The organism is Carnobacterium sp. FSL E2-0243 (genome assembly GCF_038003605.1).
Classification (GTDB): domain Bacteria; phylum Bacillota; class Bacilli; order Lactobacillales; family Carnobacteriaceae; genus Carnobacterium; species Carnobacterium maltaromaticum.
Genome location: NZ_JBBOPM010000001.1, coordinates 2758350 through 2777050 on the forward strand (window position 1 = coordinate 2758350; position 18701 = coordinate 2777050).

17 protein-coding genes are annotated in these 18701 nt (G+C 34.5%); 10 read left to right on the forward strand and 7 right to left on the reverse strand.

Annotation, left to right across the window (positions count from 1 at the left end; translation table 11 throughout):
* Window positions 1-81 precede the first annotated feature (81 nt).
* From MHI00_RS13165 to MHI00_RS13185, 5 genes are all read left to right on the forward strand, one after another.
* Window positions 82-1113, forward strand: coding sequence for a lactonase family protein (locus MHI00_RS13165; protein WP_010054611.1), 1032 nt, complete (start codon window positions 82-84; stop codon window positions 1111-1113).
* A 382-nt stretch (window positions 1114-1495) separates the two neighbouring features.
* Complete coding sequence (locus tag MHI00_RS13170) at window positions 1496-2383, forward strand: VOC family protein (RefSeq protein WP_332637726.1); 888 nt, start codon at window positions 1496-1498, stop codon at window positions 2381-2383.
* A complete protein-coding gene (locus MHI00_RS13175) occupies window positions 2384-3340 on the forward strand; it encodes a ring-cleaving dioxygenase (protein WP_332630292.1) in 957 nt (318 codons plus the stop codon).
* 3 nt (window positions 3341-3343) lie between these two features.
* Window positions 3344-3964, forward strand: coding sequence for an alpha/beta hydrolase (locus MHI00_RS13180; RefSeq protein WP_341114172.1), 621 nt, complete (start codon window positions 3344-3346; stop codon window positions 3962-3964).
* Window positions 3961-4581 (forward strand): flavin reductase family protein, encoded by a 621-nt coding sequence (locus tag MHI00_RS13185; protein ID WP_332630288.1) that lies wholly within the window; start codon window positions 3961-3963, stop codon window positions 4579-4581. The genes MHI00_RS13180 and MHI00_RS13185 overlap by 4 nt, the downstream gene beginning before the upstream one ends.
* Before the next feature lie 57 nt (window positions 4582-4638).
* On the opposite strand, the gene MHI00_RS13190 is transcribed toward MHI00_RS13185, so the two are convergent.
* From MHI00_RS13190 to MHI00_RS13200, 3 genes are all read right to left on the reverse strand, one after another.
* The gene (locus MHI00_RS13190; RefSeq protein ID WP_287430377.1) at window positions 4639-5397 is read right to left on the reverse strand and encodes an EAL domain-containing protein; all 759 of its coding nucleotides are present in this window, start codon (window positions 5395-5397) and stop codon (window positions 4639-4641) included.
* A 228-nt stretch (window positions 5398-5625) separates the two neighbouring features.
* A complete protein-coding gene (locus tag MHI00_RS13195; protein WP_010054531.1) occupies window positions 5626-6450 on the reverse strand; it encodes an NUDIX domain-containing protein in 825 nt (274 codons plus the stop codon).
* A 410-nt stretch (window positions 6451-6860) separates the two neighbouring features.
* Window positions 6861-8600: an ABC transporter ATP-binding protein gene (locus MHI00_RS13200; RefSeq protein WP_341114179.1), complete on the reverse strand. Its 1740-nt coding sequence runs from the start codon at window positions 8598-8600 to the stop codon at window positions 6861-6863.
* A gap of 429 nt (window positions 8601-9029) precedes the next feature.
* Between MHI00_RS13200 and MHI00_RS13205 the strand changes: the two genes are divergently transcribed.
* Window positions 9030-11270 (forward strand): excinuclease ABC subunit UvrA, encoded by a 2241-nt coding sequence (locus MHI00_RS13205; RefSeq protein ID WP_341114182.1) that lies wholly within the window; start codon window positions 9030-9032, stop codon window positions 11268-11270.
* A gap of 50 nt (window positions 11271-11320) precedes the next feature.
* Here MHI00_RS13205 and MHI00_RS13210 read toward each other — a convergent pair whose 3' ends face one another.
* The 3 genes from MHI00_RS13210 to MHI00_RS13220 form a co-directional block, all read right to left on the reverse strand.
* Entirely contained in the window at window positions 11321-11638 is a 318-nt protein-coding gene (locus MHI00_RS13210; protein WP_201729973.1) for a DMT family transporter, read from the reverse strand.
* 16 nt (window positions 11639-11654) lie between these two features.
* On the reverse strand, window positions 11655-11978 hold the full coding sequence (locus MHI00_RS13215) for a DMT family transporter (RefSeq protein ID WP_010053248.1): 324 nt from the start codon (window positions 11976-11978) through the stop codon (window positions 11655-11657).
* A gap of 169 nt (window positions 11979-12147) precedes the next feature.
* Window positions 12148-13482 carry an immunoglobulin-like domain-containing protein gene (locus MHI00_RS13220; RefSeq protein ID WP_341114192.1) on the reverse strand — a complete coding sequence of 445 codons (1335 nt, stop codon included), beginning with the start codon at window positions 13480-13482 and terminating at the stop codon, window positions 12148-12150.
* 931 nt (window positions 13483-14413) lie between these two features.
* On the opposite strand from MHI00_RS13220, the gene MHI00_RS13225 reads away from it, so the two are divergent.
* Both MHI00_RS13225 and MHI00_RS13230 read left to right on the forward strand, forming a co-directional pair.
* Entirely contained in the window at window positions 14414-15253 is an 840-nt protein-coding gene (locus MHI00_RS13225; RefSeq protein WP_322808316.1) for a pyridoxamine kinase, read from the forward strand.
* Window positions 15254-15391: 138 nt separating this feature from the next.
* Complete coding sequence (locus tag MHI00_RS13230; RefSeq protein ID WP_015075654.1) at window positions 15392-15946, forward strand: ECF transporter S component; 555 nt, start codon at window positions 15392-15394, stop codon at window positions 15944-15946.
* Between the two features lie 86 nt (window positions 15947-16032).
* Here the strand turns inward: MHI00_RS13230 and MHI00_RS13235 are convergent, their stop codons facing one another.
* Window positions 16033-16665: a nitroreductase family protein gene (locus MHI00_RS13235; RefSeq protein WP_015075647.1), complete on the reverse strand. Its 633-nt coding sequence runs from the start codon at window positions 16663-16665 to the stop codon at window positions 16033-16035.
* A gap of 259 nt (window positions 16666-16924) precedes the next feature.
* Between MHI00_RS13235 and MHI00_RS13240 the strand changes: the two genes are divergently transcribed.
* Window positions 16925-17062, forward strand: a complete 138-nt coding sequence (locus tag MHI00_RS13240) for a hypothetical protein (RefSeq protein WP_015075646.1) — start codon at window positions 16925-16927, stop codon at window positions 17060-17062.
* 421 nt (window positions 17063-17483) lie between these two features.
* Window positions 17484-18662 carry an RtcB family protein gene (locus tag MHI00_RS13245; RefSeq protein ID WP_317913652.1) on the forward strand — a complete coding sequence of 393 codons (1179 nt, stop codon included), beginning with the start codon at window positions 17484-17486 and terminating at the stop codon, window positions 18660-18662.
* The last annotated feature ends 39 nt before the right edge of the window (window positions 18663-18701 follow it).

An 18701-nucleotide genomic window follows, 5' to 3' on the forward strand; every position in this document is an offset into this window, starting at 1 on the left:
CGATTATTTTATTATCCTTCTTAACTTTTATGGTATACTAAATAGTGAATTGAATACGCAAACATAAGGGGGAAAACAACAATGAAAGAAACATTATTTTTAGGAACCTATACAAAACGTGAAAGTGAAGGGGTTTACACAATTACATTAGATACAGAAAAAAAACAATTGGATAACTTAACTTTGATTGCTAAAGTTGACAGTCCAACTTATCTTGGCTTATCAAAAAATCAAGATTTTTTATATGCTGTAGCTAAAGTTGATGGTGATGGTGGCATGTCTTCTTATAAAAAAGATGCTTCTGGTACTTATCAATTAGTGAACTCTGTTACTGCCGCTGGTGCTCCACCATGTTATGTAGGTGTTGATGATGCTAGAGGGTTCCTTTATACAGCAAACTACCATAAGGGTGAAATTGGCGTCTTAAAAGTTGCAGAAGATGGAACATTAACATTAGTTGACACTGTAACTCATACAGGTTCTAGCGTTCATGAAAATCAAACGAGCCCACATGCTCATTATTCTGATTTAACACCAGATCATAACTATGTAGTCGCATGTGATTTAGGAACAGACAGTGTTTATTCTTATTCTGTTTCAGCTGAAGGCAAATTAACAGAAGTAAGTCGTTATAATGCAGCACCTGGTACTGGTCCACGTCATCTTGTTTTTAATCCAAATGGAAAAATTGCTTATTTATTTGGCGAGCTATCTAGTGTTGTCATTGTTTTAGGATATGATGCAACGACTGGTGCTTTTACTGAAATCCAAACCATTTCAACAATTCCAAATGACTTTACTGATTTTAATGGAGGAGCAGCTATTCGTGTTTCATCAGATGGTAAATTTTTATATGCTTCAAATCGTGGTCATGATTCAATTGTTGTTTACTCGATTTCAAATGAAGGAAAAACACTTGAACAAATTCAATTAATTGCTTCGGAAGGTCAAATTCCCCGTGATTTCAATCTAGATTCAACAGAAGATTTTGTGATTGTTGCACACCAAGATTCAGATAATTTAACTCTTTTTTCAAGAGATCGTGAAACAGGCTTGCTAAATATGATTCAAAAAGATGTTTATGCACCAGAATGTGTCTGTGTATTGCGATAAAAAGGTAATAATATACTACTCTATAAAAAGTCCAAATCGTTTTTTGATAAACGATTTGGACTTTTTTATGTTAGATTAGAGTCCCCCTTGCTAAATAATTCAATTGATGATATACTTACTTTAACAAAGTTGCTTCTATTTAGAAAGTATTATAATTTCATAAAGTTACTAAATTATTTAGTATCATGAAATAAAAAATTGATTTAAAAAAGGCTCAACAAACTTTTCATCAGGCTAGTTTTTATGGGCCAACTCCTCGAGAAAAAGATGAAAATTTGACGTGGCAAAAAACGCCACATCAATTTCCCCTATTTTCTTGCCGGAGCTAAACGGCTCAACAAACTTTTTATTTAGGCTAGTTTTCATATTAGGAGGTGTATTCATGGTTCACAATATCCATCATATCTCAGGTTTTACAAAATCTGCTAAAGAGTCTATCTATTTTTATACAGAAATTTTAGGTTTACGTTTGGTTAAAAATACTGTTAATCAGGAAAATACAAAAATGCGTCACTTGTTTTTTGGAGATTACCAGGGTACTCCTGGAACTCTACTCACTTTTTTTGAAATTTCAAAATTGGGGCAACGAAGGGATTTTAACAATTTTTTTTCAACAAACTATTTAGCTATCCCGAAAGGTAGTTTACAGTTTTGGAAGGAACGCTTGCTTCAATTTAATGTTGAGAGTCATCAGGATGATGAAGGTCTTGAATTTACAGATTTTGATGATTTTAAACTTAAATTAATTGAAACTGACGAACAAATCCAACCTGAAAAAGCTACTCAGCACTCTACAGTTCCTGCTCACTATCAAATTATTCGAATTGCTGGAACTAGTTTAGTCGTAGAAAATCCCACTTTAACAAATCAGTTTTTACACACTTATTTAGGGATTAAGTCAACTGAGACCCTTCCACTAAATAATAGGACTAGCTTTACGATTGTCAAAAAAAGTTCTGAGTTGGCCAAGTCAAGAATTGGCCGTGGATCTATTGATCATATTGCCTATAGTACCGCAACAGCTGCTGATTTAGAGGAACTTTATCAAACGGCTTTAGCAAATCAATTTAAGATTGAGGAGTATGTTGATCGTGGCTATTTCAAAAGCTTATATGTTAAAGAGCCAAATGGCCTTCGCATTGAAATTGCTACTGAACTACCTGGTTTTCTGATTGATGAAGATCTCGCCACATTAGGTGAAAATTTAGCTCTACCTGCTTTTTTAGAAACAAAACGAACAACTATTACAAAAACATTGGAGGAACTATAAATGAATAATTTAAAAGGAATACACCATGTAACAGCAATGACAAGTAGTGCAGAACGTAATTATCAATTTTTCACTGAAGTATTAGGAATGCGCTTAGTCAAAAAAACAGTCAATCAAGATGATATTCAAACTTACCACACTTTTTTTGCAGATGATAAAGGCAGTGCTGGTACTGATATGACATTCTTTGACTTCCCGAATATTCAAAAAGGGATCAAAGGAACAAATTCTATTTCTCGAACTTCATTCCGTGTCCCAACTGATGCCGCTATTGATTTTTGGTTGAAACGCTTTGAAGAATTTTCTGTTGAACATGGCGAAATTGAGACTAAATTTGGTAAAAAAATCTTAACCTTTTCTGATTTCGATGATCAACATTATCAACTGATTTCAGATGAATTCAATCATGGAGTTCCAGCTGGTATTCCATGGCAAAAAGGTCCTGTCCCTTACGAGTTTGCGATTGTTGGTTTAGGTCCAATTTTCTTAACAGTTGCTGATTTAGAGCCAATGAAATTAATGCTTGAAGAAGTTATGGGATTTAAACAAATTGAAACAGAGGCTGGCTTCCATTTATTTGAAGTTGGTGAAGGAGGAAATGGTGCTCAAGTTATTGTTGAAGAGCGAACTGATTTATTACCTGCTAGAGAAGGGTTTGGAAATGTTCACCACGTTGCCTTCAGAGTTGAAAATCGTCGAGTTTTAGACGAATGGATTGAACGCATTCATAGTTTTGGCTTGCCTCAATCAGGCTATGTGAATCGTTTTTATTTTGAATCTTTATATGTTCGAGTAGGCCCAATTTTGTTTGAATTTGCAACTGATGGTCCTGGATTTATGCAAGATGAACCTTATGAAACAGTTGGTGAATCTTTATCACTTCCGCCATTCTTGGAAGAACAACGCGAGTATATAGAAAGTGCTGTCCGACCTTTTAATACAAAAAGGAGTGAATAATTGATGGAACATTATTTTAAAGCTGGCTTAACTACTGCCCCACCTTTATTACTTTTACATGGTACTGGTGGAGATGAACACTCATTGCTTAAAATCGCAGAAGAGTTATCACCAAATTCCACTATCCTTTCTTTAAGAGGAACTGTTTCTGAACAAGGAGCTAATCGCTTTTTTAAACGCTTTGCTGAAGGACAGTTTGATTTAGAAAATTTGGAGTTAAAAACAGATGAACTACTAGCTACGGTTACAGAACTTTCAAAAAAATATCAGATTTCTTTTGATCAGTGGGTCCTTGTTGGGTATTCAAACGGGGCCAATATTGCCGGTCATCTGCTTTTAGAACGAGAAAATAGTTTTAAAAGAGGGGTTTTATTTCATGCAATGTCCTTAGGCAAACATGAAGCAACATTTGATTTAAGTACTAGCAGTATTTGGCTTTCAGCTGGTATAAATGATCCAATTGTACCAAAGTCAGCTTCTGAAACATTAAGGGATAGCTTTCTCCAACGTGATGGAAATGTTGATATGGTCTGGACAAATGCCGGTCATCAACTCACTTATCCAGAGTTAGAAAAAGCAAAAGAATGGTTAAAAAAAGAATTTCCTAAGGATGAATTCGTATGATTCATTTTACAAGTGATAAACTATCAAAAAAGCAACAATATAAGTTTTTAAGTGGTAGCATCATTCCTAGGCCAATTGCCTGGATTACAACATTAACGGCTGATGGTAAAACAGTTAATTTAGCACCTTTTAGTTTTTTTAGCGGAGTCTCAAACGAACTTCCATTACTTTCTATTGCCATTTTACGTCAAAATGGTGAAATGAAAGATTCTGCTCGAAATCTTCTTGCAACAAAAGAAGCTGTCATTCATATTGTTGATGAAAGTTTGATTCATCCTATGAACCAAACCTCTCGTTCTTTAGCTCCTGACCAAAGTGAAGTAGAGCTAACAAACTTAACACTTGAACCAAGCCTTTCTGTTCAAGTACCTGGTATTTCAGAAGCAAAAATTCGTTTTGAAACCACATTACACCAGTATGTTCCAATAAAAAATCAGCAAGATCAAGTAGTTACTGATTTATTTATTTTAGCCGTTAGTGATTTTCATTTTTCTGAATCTGTCTTTGATCAAAAAAATGACTATATTTTAACAGAAAAACTATTACCTGTCGCTCGACTAGCTGGTAATAAATATGCGACTTTAGCTGATGAATATACCGTAAAACGTCCTAAATAAAAAAGTGAAATCCTCTTGATTCAATGAGGATTTCACTTTTTTATTCTCAAACATTTATTATTGAAGGAATGGCAACCACGTTTCTTGAAATACAGCGTACGGAACTGGAGAACCAAAATAGAATCCTTGATAAGTGTCACAACCCATTTGATCCATAAACTCAACTTGTTGCTTTGTTTCCATACCTTCCGCCAATACTAAAATGTCTAAGTCATGGGCTAATTGAATCACTGCTTTAACAATCATTTGAACTTTCTTATCCGTTAATACTTCATTCATAAAGGCACGATCAATTTTCAAGACATCTATAGGCAACATGCGTAAATAGGCTAACGAATTAAACCCTCTACCAAAATCATCTAAGCTGACCTTAATCCCAGTTTCTTTTAGTTTTTCTAAATAGCTAACGGCTAAATCAAAATCAGGAAATTCTCTTCTTTCCGTAATCTCAATTTCTAGTTTATTGGGGTTTATTAACTCATTTTTAAAAAACAATAAAACTTCATCCATATGTTCTTTATGCACAAATTCGCTAGAGTTCATATTAAGTGAAATTGAAAAATCATAATTGACTAACTCTTCTGAATTTAATTTCGTTACAACTTCATGAATTAAAAAATTTTGCATCGTTTCCATTTGTTCCATTTCATTGACAATTGGCATAAAGTCATCTGGTCCTAACACTTTTTCATTAACTTTTAATCGCATAAGTGCTTCAGCACCAATTAATTTCTTCTCTACACTTTCAAATTTGGGCTGATAATAGAGTTCATAATTTTGTGCAGTTATCGCTACACGAATGTCTGCTTCTTTCACAAAAAACGCTCTCCTCTCGCCTTCTATCTTTTACTAGCCTTATAATGTTTCTATAATAACATATAGCTTATTTAAAAAGAACAAAAACCTTGAGCAAAAAAATATTTCTATCTATTTTTAACAAAATATAGACACATCTATTAATAACTAATAAAATCGATTTAAATAACAATTTAAAATTTCTAACTATGTAAAAAGCCTCTGATTTCCCATAGGCTTTGATTGTATTTAAGTCAAATAAGGACTATCTACAGCATAAAATTTAGATGGGCGTCCAACTCCAGTCGGTCTTTCATCCACTTCTTTGACAAATTTCAATAAATCTTTTTTAAAATTAGAATGGTCGATCTTTTTATAATCTAGACCTAAAAATTTAGCAAAGACTTTTCTAGCCTCTGTAATTGTAAAACTCTCACCTAAAATCGTTAATACACGAGGCTGGGAGTACATTTTTCCACGTATGCGTTTAAAGGCTGTACTAATAATTTCTCCGTGATCAAAAGCCAAACGTTCTTGACTAGAGACAAGAGTTGCTTCTTTTTGGATATCTAATTGAATCACAATATCCCCTTCAGTTAGCGTGACTAGATCACCTTCAATATCAATATTAAACCATTTAACATCGCTAGCATCGTCCCCCGCTGTCAGTACTTCTTGATTTAAAAAAGCAATATAGCTCGTTGTAATCACCCATCCTCGTGGATCACGATTAGGCGTACTAAAAGTATATAATTGTTCAATATTTAACTCGGTTAGCTTGACGCCGGTTTCTTCTTGAGTTTCTCTTAAACAACTTTCATTTGTTGATTCTGTAGGATTGACAAAACCTCCTGGCAAAGCCCAAGAATCTTTAAATGGATGCGCTTTACGTTTGATTAACAACATTTTAAGTTGATCTTCTTCGCGATTATAACAAAACATTACGTTGTCAACAGTTACAGATGGCGTTTCGTATTTAGGCAAATCTTGAGCCTTATACCATTTTAAAAATTCTTCTTCACTCGCAACGGTTTCATAATATTTTTTCTCTTCTTTTTTATTTTCAAATTTCATTAAGTTCACCTCTTCAATTTTAAATTTTATTTTTCGTTTCATTAAAAATGCTTTCTTATTTCTATTTTATAAGAAATAAGAAAAATGTAAAGAGGCTTAGATATAAAGATGCTACACATAAGCAAACCAACATTTATGGATCACAGTCCATCTTTGATGGATGTGTATCATGGTTCTAAGTTGCTAAAGCAACAAGAACCTCTGTAAACCAACATTCAAGGATCACAGTCCATCTTCGATGGATGTGTATCATGGTTCTAAGTTGCTAAAGCAACAAGAACCTCAAAAAACCAATATTTTAGGATCACAGTCCATCTTCGATGGATGTGTATCATGGTTCTAAGTTGCTAAAGCAACAAGAACCATGATAAAGCAACAAAAACCATGACACAACATGATACAACTATCCATTAAGTTAATTGGTGCTCCACAAAGCTACGATACAATTCGTGATTTGCCACCAGCTCACTATGAGTTCCCATACCTGTAATGCGACCATATTCAATAAAAATAATTTTATCTGCATGAACTATCGTCGATAAGCGATGGGCAATGACGAATGTTGTTCTGCCCTCCATCAGATTGCTTAAGGCCTGTTGAACAACACCTTCCGATTGACTATCCAAACTTGCAGTCGCTTCATCTAGCATTAATATTTTAGGATCACGTAAGAAAGCTCTGGCAATTGAAATTCGTTGCCGTTGCCCCCCAGATAATTTCATTCCTCGTTCGCCAACCTCTGTGTCTAACCCCTTAGGTAACTCGCGAATGAAGGTTTCGGCATATGCTAGTTTAGCGACTTTCCAAAGCTCATCTTCAGAAAATTCTTGTTCCAATCCATAGGTTAAATTATCTCGAATGCTGCCAGATAACATCGCACTTTCTTGCGAAACATAACCAATCTGACGACGCCAAGAATGTAATGAAATTGATTCTAATGGTGTCGACCCAACTTCAATACTGCCTTCTTTAACAGAGTAGTACCTTTCTAGTAAAGAAAATAAAGTCGTTTTTCCAGACCCACTAGGTCCTGCAAAGGCAATAACTTCCCCAGGATTCGTTTCGAAATTGATATCGGCTAAAATCGGTTCATTTGGATTGTACTCAAATGAAACATCCTTCATTTGAATCATTTTTCCAGCTACATCAAAATCCAAGCCTTTTTCTAAGTCTTCACTTTCCATACTTAAAATCTCAGTAATTCGCTCAGTTGCACCTTTGGCTTTTTGCAATTGGGTAAAGAAAGTTACAAATGAAGTTACAGGGAAAATAATTTGAAATAAATAGAGTAAGAAAGCAATTAATGTTCCTGTTGTTAGTGTACCTTCTTGAACTCTAATCCCGCCATAGACAATAATCGCAACAATAATCGCCATCATAACTAAAAATATGATTGGACCAATAATTGAAAATAGCTTGGCTTCTTTTAATCCAAATTTAAATAAGCGATGAATTCCAGCTTCACCATTTTTAATTTCAGTTTCTTCACCGTTTGATGATTTCATCAAACGAATTTCAGCCAATGTTTGACTAACAATTCCAGTGAAATCAGCTGTTTCATTTTGAGTTGCTTTGGATATTTTTGCCATTTTCGATCCTAATGGTGTGATAAATAGCGCTGTTATCGGAATTGCGATTAACATCATTAACGTCATTTTCCAATCCATAATCATTAAAATAGTGACTGCACCAATAATAGAAATGATTCCACTGACAAACTGTGGGAAATGCTGCGTAATTAAATCTTTAACTAAGGTTGTGTCGTTAATTAAGCGACTGACAATCTCTCCTGTTTTGGTTTCATCAAAATAAGAAACTGGCAGATGGACAAGCTTCTTCCACACTTTTTCACGTAAGCGAGCAACCATTTGTTGTCCCATGTAGCTTAGCATATACATTGAAACACCATCTGTAATCGCCTGAAAAATAAAAGCTAATACGATTCCAACAATAACCATCCAACTTAGAGATTCTATCGAAAAATTATCAATTAAATTTTTAGTAAATAGTGGTACAACCAGACCAATCAATGTTGTAATCAAACTAAAGAATAAACCAAAGAAAATCAATATTTTTCTAGGCTTCGTGTCATTCAGTAAAGTAAAGAAATTTTTCCATGAACCTATTTTGGGCGTAGCACGTTCTTCCATCCTATTATTCTCCCCCTCCAAATAAAAGCTGCTCTTGATTATAGCTTGTTTTTATTTTTTTCACTACTATTTTGACCATAAATCATCCTTAAGTCTTAGTTGGATAACTTTCGTTTTAAATTATGAAACTAGCTAGCTATATTCCTTGACTTCATTTTAACAATTTGTTATTATTTTAGTTCGTGACTTTAAGCTCTTTCTAAAAATAAAAAATTTGCTCGTGAACATGCTGTTGCTAAGCCTCATTAACTTAGTGCTGTAATTCAGGTTCAATAGATTTTAAAAGCACTTACGCGTTCTTTTTGAACAATCTGCTCGTCTATTAGACCCTTTACTTACCTCAACAGCCTATTTACTGTGTCTTCATATGCCTATTTTTTTATTTGAAAGAAAGATATAGTTACTAAAAAAAGTATTGGGGGAGTTTAATTGACACAAGAATACATTTATTTAAATGGGGCTAGAGAAAATAATTTAAAAAATATCTCTTTAGCTATTCCTAAGCGAAAAATCACCATCTTTACTGGTGTTTCTGGATCTGGAAAATCATCAATCGTCTTTGGGACTATTGCAACAGAATCTCAACGCCAATTAAATGAAACCTACAGTGCTTATTTACGAAATTTTTTACCAAAATACCAACAACCTGATGCTGATTCGATTGAAAATCTTTCAACTTCCGTTATTATTGATCAAAAACGGCTAGGTGGAAACTCCCGTTCTACATTAGGAACAATTACTGATATTAATCCTCTATTAAGACTTTTATTTTCTCGAGTCGGAAGCCCTTACGTTGGAACTGCCAATTATTTTTCATTTAATGATCCACAAGGTATGTGTCCAGAGTGCCAAGGTGTCGGCAAACAGATTACCGTTAATCTCGATAAATTATTAGATCGTACGAAATCATTGAATGATGGAGCTATTCTGTTTCCAACATTTTCTGTTGATTCTTGGTATTGGAAAATCTATGCTCTTTCAGGATTTTTTGACAATGACAAACCAATCAACGACTATACAGCTGAAGAATTAGATCTGCTACTTTATGGAAAAGATATAAAAATAACGCTCGGTAGTGATTTTGGTGCGTTAAACTCAAATTATGAAGGTTTAGTTGAAAAATTCAATCGCCTGTATTTAAAAAAAGAAGGCGAAATGGCTGAATCAACTAAAAAAAGAGTCGCTCCTTTTACTCATGAAGCTGATTGTACATTGTGCCATGGAGCCCGATTTTCTCAAGCGACCTTAAACTGCCGCATCAATAACTATTCGATTGCTGATTATCTGGCAATGCAAATGGATGAACTATTAAACGCACTGGCAGAAATTACCGATCCTATTGCTAAACCTTTAATTACTAGCTTACTAGAACGCATTCAACATCTGGTTGATATCGGTTTAGATTATGTCAGCTTAGATCGTGAAACTACCACTCTATCTGGTGGAGAATCTCAACGTGTTAAAATGGTCCGTCACTTAAGTAGTAGCTTAACGGATTTACTTTATATTTTTGATGAACCTAGTGTGGGTCTGCATCCTAAAGATGTTCACCGTTTAAACGAACTACTTGTTAAATTACGAGACAAAGGCAATACCGTTTTAGTGGTGGAACATGATCCTGACGTCATTAAAATTGCAGATCATATCGTTGATGTTGGACCTTTAGCTGGTAAAAAAGGTGGCGAAATTATGTTTGAAGGTAGTTATGCTGATTTATTAACTTCTGATACATTAACAGGGAACTATTTGCAAAAAAATCTCGCACTAAAAAGTAATCCGCGTAAAGCTACTGGTGGATTTTCAGTTGCACATGCCAATCTCCATAATCTTAAGAATATTGATGTCACAATTCCAAAAGGTATTTTAACTGTTGTAACTGGGGTAGCTGGTTCTGGTAAAAGTACGCTAATTGAAGATATTTTCTTAAAAGAACATCCAGATAGTATTGTCATTGACCAATCGGCTGCCCATGCTAGTAGTCGCTCAAACCCTGCTACTTATTGCGGGATTATGGATACGATTCGTAAAGAATTTGGAACTGCTAATCAAGTTAGCCCTTCTCTATTCAGCTTCAATTCAAAAGGAGCTTGTGAAGATTGTAAAGGTTTAGGTTTTACAACTATGGATTTAGCTTTTATGGATTCTATTCGTACGGTATGTGAAACATGCCAAGGGAAAAGATTTCAAGAAACGGTTCTAACCTACCATTTACAAGGAAAGTCAATTAGTGATGTTTTAGAAATGACGGTTACTGAAGCCTTAGATTTCTTTACTACTCCAAAGATAACTAAGAAATTACAAGCGCTTGAAGAAGTTGGAATTGGTTATTTAACACTGGGACAGTCGCTTAATACTCTTTCTGGTGGAGAATGCCAACGGTTAAAACTAGCTAATGAGTTGCATAAAAAAGGCAGTATTTATATTATGGATGAACCATCAACAGGTTTACACATGTCTGATATTGAAAAAATTATTGATATCATGAATACCCTTGTTGAAAAAGGCAACACGGTAATTGTTATCGAGCATAATTTAGATATTATTAGAAGTGCGGATTGGATTATTGATCTTGGTCCTGCTGGCGGAAGTAAAGGCGGACAACTAATTTATTCTGGTCCACCTGCACAAATCAAAGAACAAGCCAACTCTGTAACTGGCAAATATGTATAAATAAAAAACTTGCAAGTAGACTAATTCTACTTGCAAGTTTTTTTGTTGGTCTAACTTAGTAGTTTCAAACCAATTGTTGAAAATAAAATTAAAGCAATAAAAAATAACCTTGGCCAACTTTTTGAATCTTTGTAGACTACTATACCGACAATTGTCGTACCTACCGTGCCAATTCCGGTCCAAATGCCATATCCTGTGCCCATTGGGATTGACTGTAACGCAAAAGAAAGTAACAACAAACTAATTCCCATTAAAAGAATGGCAAAAAAAAGAGCGCTCTTTTTTCCATCTGCCAAGCGTTTAATATTCATGACACCAATAATTTCAATTAAACCTGCTACGAATAATGCACCCCATGCTAACGTCATTCAATGTCCTCCTTTTTTACTTGCCTTTTGCTTCTACTAGCTTTAATCCGATAATTCCGATTAATAAAGTCATCATTAAAAAAGCTTTCAATGGATAAATGGATTCATTAAACAACCAAATACCTACAAGTATCGTTCCAACTGTTCCTAATCCTGTATAGACTGCATATAGTGTTCCCACTGGCAGATTTTTGGCAGCTAACGTAAACAAACCATAACTAATCGTCACACTAATAATCGTCGCTATCCATTGCCAGATTGTGGTTGAATGAGCCAAACCAGTTACCCAAGCAACTTCTAAAATAGCGCCTATAATGACATATACCCAACTTCTGTTCATTCTACACTTCCTTACTCAATCATGATTACTTTTTAAAGTCCTTGTTTATTTTAACATAAGTATTTTTTATTGTAAGCCCGTTTTCAGCGGATTTTAATTAAAAAAATACTAGTCAATTAAGAGTTAACTCTTAATAGACTAGTATTTTCTTTTCGGTTCCAAACTAACATTAGCTTACTGCTTCATAGACCCAATTCACATTGTCATTTTCACATGTTTGGAAGGTCACCCGTTCACCTCCGCCAGTACCAATCATTTGATCCCAATAATCAACACCATCCCGAACACCGACAGCATTATCATTGACTTCATAGATTCGATTAATTGTATAGTTTGTTGGTGTTCCATTTCCATCTGTAATCGTTACTTGGCTACCAATTCCAACATTAAATAGAGCGCTAAAGACACCAGGATTATGACCGATAATATGAGTATTTAAACCATCGCTTCCTGATTGAATAGCCGCACCTCCCCAAGTTGAAGCAACTGGAGCGTTATCGATGATTGACTGTCCAGTTCCTTGACCGCCATTTTGATAAGGGATAGCAGAGCCTCCAACATAGATAGTCATTGGAGCGTAACTTGGTGCTTGTGGTTGGGCTACTGGATCTGGATTTGAAATAGGTGCAGGCGTTACAGCTTCTGCTTCAGAATTCACATCACTAGAAGTATCAGCCTCTGGATTAGTTTCATTTGCATTTTCATTGGTTGCTTCTGGCTCAACATTATCTGCGACTGGAGCAGGTTCCACAATGACATTCCGTTCTTTTTCTACTTTGTTACCTGATTTATCAGAGACCGTATATAGTAAGGTATAAGTTCCAGCTGTATTAGGGTCAACTGTACCGGTAACTTGCATTTCAGAAGTTAAATTTCCATCAATCAAGTCCGTAGCACTACTATTTTCCATTGCATTAAATTTTGCTCCAAAATTGATTTTTTCATCTGTTACATTCAGAGTTGGTTTTGTTGTGTCTATAACAGATAGAATAATTTTTTTATTGGTTTTATTTCCAGAATAGTCCGTACTAGCTATTTCTAACTTTTGTTCTCCTAGATCTTTGGTATCAACTGGTTTATACGTGATAATTCCGGTTAAATCACCATCAGCATTATCAATTACATCCACATAATCCGTTAGATTAAAAATAGATCCTGCCTCAATCTCGACCTTTTTCACTGTTATTTCTGGAGGGACTTCATCTGTAACATCAATTTTAACGACTTTTTCAAAAATTTCATTATCCTCTTTAGTTAATTGCAAAGTTAGAGAGTATTCACCAATTTTTTCAGGTTCAATTTTACCTTTAATAATTTTAACATCTTTAATTCCTTGCTTTTCTAATTGTTTTTCAATGACTGCTGCATTGATGTTTTTTCCATAAGGTATTTCAATGGGTTTAATAACAATTTCTTCTTCTTTTGCTTGCACTAAAATTGCCGTTCCCGCTCCAATAATAATGGTTCCAATAATAGTTAAAAACAAGACATTTCCAGACCGCATTTCAATCCCCTACTTCCTTAATTATATTGGTATTAATCGGTTATTAAAAAGAATAAAAGACCTTTTCACACTCATGAATAACATGAATAAATAACATCTTAATTTCTCAACCAAATCATACAATAAAATAACAAAAAACAAAAGATACACAACTTATTTATAGACTTTTTTTTCAACTAAAATAACATTGTGAAAATTAATTTTTCACAATGATTAACACCTATATGATGCAACTATCTTTGAATAAAGTTTTTTTGTAAGTGAAAAAAAAAACTAATGAGCAACTTAATAACAATAAAAATAAATAACAAAAAAATAGTTTTCATTTTATTAGTTATCTCAAAAAAATTCTATCAAGCATAATAGGATTAGAAGTTATTTTTTAATTTTAAAAGAATCACCAACCCGTTAATTAGAACGAGAGAAAATATAATGAGTAAAATAATAGTTAAAAGCTTTATAGTTTATTGCTACTCATGCTATAATTGGGGCTTAATGATTGGATTTTTATACTGCATTTTATTTTTAGCCACTTTTTTAATTTTATAAGTCTTAAAACTAATTCTTTTGAACCAGCTCTTCGAGAAAAAGATGAAATTCCGAGGTGACAAAAAACGTCACATCAAATTTCCCTATTTTCTTGCCAGAGCTAAATGGCTCAACAAACTTTTTATCAAGGCTAGTTCTTTTGAACCAGCTCTTCGAGAAAAAGATGAAATTCCGAGGTGACAAAAAACGTCACATCAAATTTCCCTATTTTCTTGCCAGAGCTAAACGGCTCAACAAACTTTTTATTAGGCCAGTTCTTTTGAGCCAGTCCTTCGGAAAAAAGATGAAATTTCGAGATGGCAAAAAACGCCATATCAAATTTCCCTATTTTTCTGCCAGGCCTATACGGCTCAACAAACTTTTTATACGAGGAGAGATATACATGCAAAAAAAAGTTTTAGTTGTTCATGATTTATCTGGAGTCGGAAAGGTTGCCCTAACTGTCACTTTGCCGATTCTTGCTACTTTAGGGTTTGAATCTTGCGTCTTGCCAACTGCGTTACTTTCAACTCACACTGGAGGGCTTGGAGCTAATACTTACTTAGATTTAACAGAAGAAATGAAAAAAATCATTGCCCATTGGAAATCTTTAGATTTAAAATTTGATGCTATTTATACAGGTTACTTAGGCAACCCGAAACAGATTGATCTTGTGATAGATACTATTGATACGATGACAGCCTCACAATGTCCTGTCATCATTGATCCTGTTATGGCTGATTCAGGTAAACTTTATCGTGGCTTTCAACCAGATTATCCAGCAAAAATGCGTAAATTATGTGAAAAAGCCACAGTCATTATCCCAAATTTGACTGAAGCTGCATTACTTTTAGAAGAACCTTTTCAAACAGGTCCTTACACAAAAGACTATATTGAAGATTTATTAAAACGTTTGGGACAACTAGGTCCAAAAAAAATTATTTTAACTGGCGTTTATTTTGACGAATTTGAAATTGGAGCTGCTTCTTTTGATGTTGAAACAAATAGAATCAATTATGCTTTAGATAAAAAGATGATTGGACATTATTTTGGAACTGGGGATATTTTTGCTAGTATAGTAACTGGCTCGGTATTATCTGGTAAAGACATTCATGCAGCAAGCGAAATTGCTGTTCGTTTTATTCACGATGCCATTTCAAAAACTCTTCAGCAAAAACAAGATCCTAAATTTGGTGTTTGTTTTGAAACGGAATTACCCAAACTACTAAAAATAATTAACTAGGCTAGCTCTTTTGAGCCAACTCCTCGGAAAAAAGATGAATTTCCAAAAAAAGAAACTGACACTTTTCTTGCAATTCTCTATTTTTCTGCCGGAGCTGACCGTCTCAACGAGTTTTTTATCGATTAAAGGAGGAATTTTATGCTAAATTCAAACAAAAACAAAACATATATGATTGTGTTAACAGGGCTATTCGCTGCGATTACATTTCTAGGCGTCCAAGTTTTTAGAATTCCTTTACCAGCTGCAGTAGGGGCCCCATTTATTCATTTTGGAAATGCACTTGTTGTTCTTTCTGTGCTACTTTTAGGTTTCAAATATGGAGCTGCCGCTGGTGCAATCGGTCTTGGGATTTTTGATTTATTAAACGGATATGCTAGTTTTGCAGTATTCACAATGATTGAAGCCATTATTGTAGCCGCAGTTGTTGCAACTATTTTCCGCTTATTTAAACATGATGATTCTAAATTTTATGTAATTTTACTGATTGCAATTGCAGCTGGAATAACAAAAATTATTGAGTCTTATGTACAGGGTGTGATTGTTTCTTTAATTGCGGGTACGACTTTACAAGTTGCCTCAATTGCCTCATTTGTAAGTTTATATGCAACTGTGATTAATTCGATTTCAACTGTAATTTTAGTCTCTCTTTTATATTATCCATTGAAAAAAATCATGCTTAAAAATAGTCATTAATTGATGTGTAAACTATTAATCAAAAAGACTCCATTACAATCAGAATTTCCTCTGATTGAAATGGAGTCTTTTTGACTAATTAAATTTTAAACCCACTCGGTAATTTTTTCAATAGGTAAGCGTACAGATGGGAAACCTGCTTCAACCGCTTTTCCAATGGAAACAATCATAATTGGAACATAGCGAGCGGCATCCATATTAAAAGCCTCTGCCAATAATTCTTTTTTAAAACCACCGATTGCATTCGTATCATACCCATGTTCTCTAGCCACTAACATTAATTGCATCGCTACTAATCCTCCATCAATTAATAACGTCTCTTTTAAGTGATCAGGAGAAATGGTTTCATAATGATGTTTTAAATTTTTTAGTTGTCTTTCTTCCACTTCTTTTGGCATCAGACCTCGTTCAACTGCTACCCCATAAATATCAGCTGAGTAAGCAAAACAATTGCGATCACCAAATAAAAGAATCATCGCTGCAGATGTATCATTTTGTAGCACATTTGAACCAACTAGTGGGCGTAGCTTTGCTTTTCCTTCGCTACTCTCAACGACAACAAAACGCCACGGCTGCATATTTACAGATGATGGAGCAGATGTTGCTTCAGTTAAAATTTGAGCCATTTCTTCTTGCTGAATTTTAACGGCCTCATCATAGGCTCGAATTGAGCGACGTTCCATCATAATTTTATGAAAATCATTGCTGACCATTCCCATTCTAAATAAACCTCTTTCCATTACTATATATATCACTAAAATCAGCTTAAAGCTGACATAAATTCTTTCTTTACTAAATTCTGTGAATGACCAAATGATACCATACTTTTTCTGATTTTCACACTTGTCTCTGCCTAAATTTTAGATTATTTAAGAAAAGCCAGAAATAAAAAAGATGAAAGATTCTCTTGCTAATAAAAAAATGTCATGTTATACTTCTTCTCGAGTTACCAAAACTAAACGGAAAGGAGCAGACATCATGAAAAATGCAGTTACTCAATTACAGATAGTTATTACGAAACAAGCAAGATTTGATTTATGTTTTGAATTTAAAGCCCCACTTATTTGTTTGAGTGGCAATAGTTTTCCCTCTGTTGTCAATGCTCTTAACAAATAGATGCTAGTCTTAATTTTTAGAAACAGTTCGTCAATCTCTTGGTTGATGAACTGTTTTTTTGCGTTTTTAAAGTAATTCTTTTTTTAAATAGATGAACTAAGAGTAAGGGAGTTCTGAACCTAAAGCTCCAAGTTTACCATTCTAACTATTTTTATGGCCTGAACGGCTCAACGAACATTCTATTTAGGCCAGTTCTTTTGAGCCAAGCCTTCGGAAAAAAGATAAATTCCCAAAAAAGGAAAAAGACACTTTTCTTGGAATTCGCTATTTTTCTGCCAGGCCTGAACGGCTCAACGAACATTCTAAGGGAGGACGAAGCAATGAGTAATAAATTGAACCAACTAAGAGGATTTATCCAGCAATAGGAGAAATCGAATCTCTTCATTTCTCCTAAACTCTATAGAAAAGTTGAGGATTTGAAATGTTAACATTAAAAGGAAAATATAATGAAGCTGTTGTTTATACGGATATGCTTGATGATCATACGATCAGTCAAATTATTTCACTTTGTAATCAAGAATTTGCTAAGGATAGTCAAATTCGAATTATGCCTGATACTCATAGTGGCAAAGGTTGTGTGATTGGAACTAGTATGACCATCACAAACCAAGTCGTACCAAATCTTGTTGGAGTCGATATTGGTTGTGGACTTTATGTTGTAAAGTTAAAACCTGGACGTTTAAAATTAAATTTTGATAAGTTAGACCAATTGATTCGCAATCGAATTCCTAGTGGGCAAAGCAACCATGATACCGCAATGCACCAATTTGATTTCACAAAACTACATGCACCCGTCCATGAGGGCTGGGCTATGCGTAGTATCGCGACACTTGGTGGAGGCAACCATTTTATTGAAGTGAACCAAGGTGCAGATGGCATCTATTTGGTCATTCATAGTGGTAGCCGCAGTCTCGGCAAAGAAGTCGCAGAATACCATCAAGAAATGGCCTATCAAACATTAGCTACTAGACGAAAAGAGTTAAAAATAGCATTGAAGCACCAAATGAAAAAAGGTTTGATTGCAGAGGCCAATAGACTAGCAACCCTTCGTGAAACAATTAAGATTCCGTATGAGCTTTCTTATGTAGAAGGAAGCAATTTTGAAAACTATTTGAATGATATGAAAATCGCCCAAGCTTACGCTGCCTTAAATCGTAAATTGATGGCTGAAACGATTTTAAAAGGGATGAAATGGGACAACTTTGTCATCAGTACTTTTGATTGCGCTCATAACTATATCGATACTGAAAACTTAATGCTTCGAAAGGGCGCTACCTCAGCTCAAAAAGGGGAAGCACTTATTGTTCCATTAAATATGCGTGATGGGAGTATTCTTGCGACTGGGTTAGGCAATCCAGCCTGGAATTATTCTGCCCCTCATGGAGCTGGTCGGATTTTAAGTCGTTCCAAAGCTAAAGCTCAAATCAGCCTAGACAGCTATCAAAAAACAATGCGGCATATTTGGAGTACTTCCGTTTCTAAACATACCTTAGACGAAGCACCTAGCGCCTATAAACCAAGTAAACAGTTACAAAAAGATGTGACGGGTACTATGAAGATTCAAGAAATTATTAAACCCTTATATAATTTTAAAGGTTGACCAAAAAAGCGAGCTGAGAAATTCTCAACTCGTTTTTTT